The sequence below is a fragment of the Kitasatospora sp. NPDC091257 genome (assembly GCF_044757675.1).
Lineage (GTDB): Bacteria > Actinomycetota > Actinomycetes > Streptomycetales > Streptomycetaceae > Kitasatospora > Kitasatospora lactacystinica.
Map to the genome: position 1 here is coordinate 1 of NZ_JBIVVI010001817.1, position 1,163 is coordinate 1,163.

Annotated in this window: 2 protein-coding genes; both read right to left on the reverse strand. The window is 77.9% G+C overall.

Annotated elements, in window-relative coordinates; translation table 11 throughout:
• Positions 1-59: 59 nt before the first annotated feature.
• A complete protein-coding gene (locus ACIQOV_RS42245) occupies positions 60-527 on the reverse strand; it encodes a GNAT family N-acetyltransferase (RefSeq protein ID WP_380355251.1) in 468 nt (155 codons plus the stop codon).
• The gene (locus ACIQOV_RS42250; RefSeq protein WP_401056562.1) at positions 524-1,078 is read right to left on the reverse strand and encodes an exonuclease domain-containing protein; all 555 of its coding nucleotides are present in this window, start codon (positions 1,076-1,078) and stop codon (positions 524-526) included. Before ACIQOV_RS42250 ends, ACIQOV_RS42245 begins: the two co-directional genes overlap by 4 nt.
• Between the last annotated feature and the right edge of the window lie 85 nt (positions 1,079-1,163).

Sequence of the window (1,163 nt, forward strand, 5' to 3'; positions counted from 1 at the left end):
CCCACCTCCCCGGCCCCCGTACCGCGGACGGCTCCCGTACCGCGGCCGTCCGGGCCGCGTCAGGGCACGCGCAGCCGGTAGACCTGCCGGGAGCCGCCCTCCGGGCCCGGGGCGGCGGCCTCGGCCGGGGTGAAACCCAGCCGCTCGTAGAAGACCCGGGCGCCGCTCGCCACCGCGCCCGGGTGGTCCGGGCCGAAGGTCACCACCTCGACGGTGGCCGGGCCCCGGACATGACGGCGCAGCACGTCCTCGACCAGCTCCCGGCCGACACCGGTGCCCCGGGCGCGCCCGGCCACCACCAGCCAGTGCAGGTGGTACGGCCCCGGGCCCGCGGCGCCGAACAGCAGGCCGCCGAGCAGCCCCTCGCCGTCCTCGGCGACGGTCGCCAGGCCCCCGTCGATGCTGCCGCGCACCGCACGGTGGAACCCCGGCTCGGCGACCATCGGGCCGAACCAGTGCTCGACCTCGGCGGCGAGGGCGAGGAAGCCGGGCAGGTCCGCGGGGCGCGCGGGCCGCACGGCCGTCACCGGGCGGGCCAACGCGGGTCGACCACCGCCTGCGGGTCCTTGCCGCGGCGCAGCCAGGCCTGGAGGCCCTCGGCCCACTGCCGGTACCAGTCGATCTGCCGGCGGTGCAGCTCGGCGGGCTCCAGCGCCCCCACCTCGGCCGGATAGCGCCCGGCCAGCGCGACGGCGACCCGCACGGCGGCGAGTGCGTCGCTGCCCGCCTCGTGGGCGTCCGTCAGCTCCACCCCGTACAGCTCGCAGACCCGCTGCAGGGTGCGCGAGCCCTTGCGGTACTTGTCCACGGCCCGGTCGATCACCAGCGCGTCCAGCACCGGCCCGACCGGCCTGCCCAGGCGCTCGGCGAGCGTCGCCAGCCCGTGCCGGCGCAGCTCGGCGTCGAGCAGCGACAGGTCGAACGGCGCGTTGAACGCCACCACCGGCCGCCCGGCGGCGATCCGCTCGCACAGCGCGGCGGCTATCTCCTCCACCGCCTCCTTCGCCGGCCTGCCCTTGCTCCGCGCCACCTCGTCCCCGATCCCGTGGATCGCCGCCGCCTCGGCGGGTATCGGCACAGAGCGCGGCCAGCTCCGCCAGCAGGGCCGCCGTGTCGGCCGGACGGGAGAACATCGGCCAGTGCCCGGTGGGCAGTTCGCGCAG